This window comes from uncultured Campylobacter sp., assembly GCF_937949835.1.
In the GTDB taxonomy this organism is placed as follows: Bacteria; Campylobacterota; Campylobacteria; order Campylobacterales; family Campylobacteraceae; genus Campylobacter_B.
The window spans coordinates 1-2,496 of sequence record NZ_CALEDC010000318.1; the positions used below are offsets into that span (position 1 = coordinate 1).

General features: G+C 50.6%; 3 protein-coding genes. 2 read left to right on the forward strand and 1 reads right to left on the reverse strand.

The genetic code is table 11. The features are described from left to right. Together Q0256_RS07290 and Q0256_RS07295 are read left to right on the forward strand one after the other, a co-directional pair. Window positions 1-495: ribulose-phosphate 3-epimerase (locus Q0256_RS07290; RefSeq protein WP_297961705.1), on the forward strand; the 495-nt coding region annotated here is incomplete at its 5' end. 21 nt (window positions 496-516) lie between these two features. Beyond that, window positions 517-1,323, forward strand: a complete 807-nt coding sequence (locus Q0256_RS07295) for a 3'-5' exonuclease (protein WP_297961708.1) — start codon at window positions 517-519, stop codon at window positions 1,321-1,323. An 826-nt stretch (window positions 1,324-2,149) separates the two neighbouring features. On the opposite strand, the gene Q0256_RS07300 is transcribed toward Q0256_RS07295, so the two are convergent. Next, window positions 2,150-2,496 (reverse strand): hypothetical protein (locus tag Q0256_RS07300; RefSeq protein ID WP_297961711.1); only part of this gene is annotated, 347 nt, incomplete at its 5' end.

A 2,496-nucleotide genomic window follows, 5' to 3' on the forward strand; every position in this document is an offset into this window, starting at 1 on the left:
GCAAGCGCCGCGGCAAAGGCGAGTAGCAAGCCTTTAGACATCCATCTGATGGTTAAAAACGTGCCGTTTTTCGTCGATCTTTTTTTGCCGCTAAAGCCGAAATTTCTTAGCTTCCACATCGAGGAGGAGACCCATCCGCTGCGCCTCATAGATCATATACGCCGCAGCGGCGTCTCGCCCGCGGTCGTGCTAAATCCGCACACTCCGCTTAGCGCGCTGGAGTTTGTCTTGAGCGAGGTCGATATGGTGCTTTTGATGAGCGTCAATCCGGGCTTTGGAGGGCAGAAATTTATCCCCTCGGCGCTTGAGAAAATTAAGCAGCTGCGCGAGCTGATCGATCGCAAAGGCGCAAAATGCCTCATCGAGGTCGACGGCGGCGTAAACGGGCTGAATATTGCAGATATCGATGAAGCTGGCGCCGACGTCGTGGTAGCGGGCAACTACATATTTTCTTCAAACGACTACGCGGAGGCGATCCGTGCGCTTAAAATTTAGGCGCGACACAGGGGTAAAATTTTGACGCATAGAATCGAAAATTTAATAAATTTACTGGCTCAAAAGAGCATAAATTATTACGACTTTATCTCAAAAGCAAGCGATATTGCCGAAATTACCGAGCTTTTCGAGCCCAAAGACCTCTCGATGTGGCGGGCGCTGGGCATAGAGATAATAAAACTAGATAGCGGCAAAATCACGCTCAAGACCCGCGAGACGGACATTTCAGATGAAATTTTTTGCTTTGTGGACATCGAGACGAACGGCGGGCTCTCAAACGGCCAGATCATCGAAATCGGCGCGATAAAAACGCGCGGCACGCAGGAGCTGGATCGCTTTGAAAGCTTCGTTTACGCGCCCGTCGTGCCCGAAAATATCACGGAGCTTACCGGTATCTGCGCGGACGATCTGGTGGGCGCACCGCCGCTAGCTAGCGTGCTGGAGCGATTTAGACTGTTTTTAGGCGATAGCGTTTTTGTGGCGCACAACGTCAAATTTGACTACGGCTTCATCGACGCGAGCCTGCAAAAATGCGGCTTTGGGATGCTTTTAAATCGCAGGCTCTGCACCGTCGAGCTCGCGCGCCGCACGATCGAGGCGCAAAGATACGGGCTCGGCTCGCTAAAAGAGTTTTTGGGCGTGCAAAACGTCCACCACCGCGCATTTAGCGACGCCGTTTCCTGCTTTGAAATTTTTAAATTTGCTCTAAAGCGGCTGCCGTGGAGCGTGCAAAGCACCGAGGATCTGATACTTTTTAGCAAAACCGCAAAGAGCCTGGCGCTGCCTAAGCCGCAGATTTCGGGGCGGGACGAGGGCGAAATTTTATAAATCGCACGCCGAATTAAGAGATGAAATTTTAATAAAATTTCGTGCCGCCGTTTGAGAGGTAAAATTTGCGCTTTTAAGCGGCGGGACTTTAATCCGCGCGGATTGCAGTAGCGGTAAATTCGATCCGAGCGATTTTGGCGGGCAAATCGGCGCGTATGGACCTAGATTTTGAAATTTTACCCTTGCCGTAGCGATTGAATGCGCACAAATCGCGGCGGCGCAAATTTAAAGCGCTACTGCGGTGAGATGTGATTGTGAGCGAACCGAAATGGCGCGAATTTAAGCAGGCGCAGTTTTAAATCGCATTGCGATCGCACCGGATTTAAATGCAAATGCCCGCAGCGGCGCCCTCCACGTATGCCAACCAGGCGGATCATGCGATTTTAATTTGCTCGGGCGGGTGCGGCAGCGAGCGCTCGTGGAGCCTTTTTGCTTTCGCGGTTTTGATTTTTGCGGTGATAAATTTTGCGCCCGCCCGCGGTTTTACAACCTTGCTTCGAGCGAATTTTATGAGCGCTCGCAGTCGCGCGGATGCGTCCGAAGCGTCGCGCGTTTAAATTTTAAAATTTAGCCTAGGCGCGCGAATTCGATGCTTTAAACTCTAAAATCAATAAATTTTGCCCGCGCCCGTGCGTCTTTTTGCGTCCTAAAAGCGATAAATTTAGCGTGCCCGCACCGCCGCCGCAGATACGCTAGGCGCGAGGTTTTCTGCATTCGCCGCTTGGAATTTTGAGATTTGATTTTAGCTTGACGACCTGATCGGTACGTGCCCGTGCCGCAAATTTTAAAATGGAGCTTTATAAAATTTTTTGGCGCCGACCGCAAATTAAATTTCATAAATTTTTATCGCAAAACACAGCGCGATCGGAGCAAATTTAAACGCAAGCCCACTCCTATCGTAGCGGCGCGCGGTAGCCGCATCTATACTAAATTTAGCGATAAGCAAATTCGCGATCTTAATAATGCAAAATTTACGCAGACGCAGCTCGCCTCTCATCAAAGCGTCATCGGAAGGCTGACGGGCTTTGCAAGCGGGCGGGGTAATGCGTCGCCGTCGGGCGCCGTCATCTTTGCAAGAAGCGCGATCTTGCGATTGAGCAGCCTTTCTTACCTCAAAATGAACATATCGCGGGCTAAAATTTAAACGGAATTTTATAAAGAGGATCGCTGCTT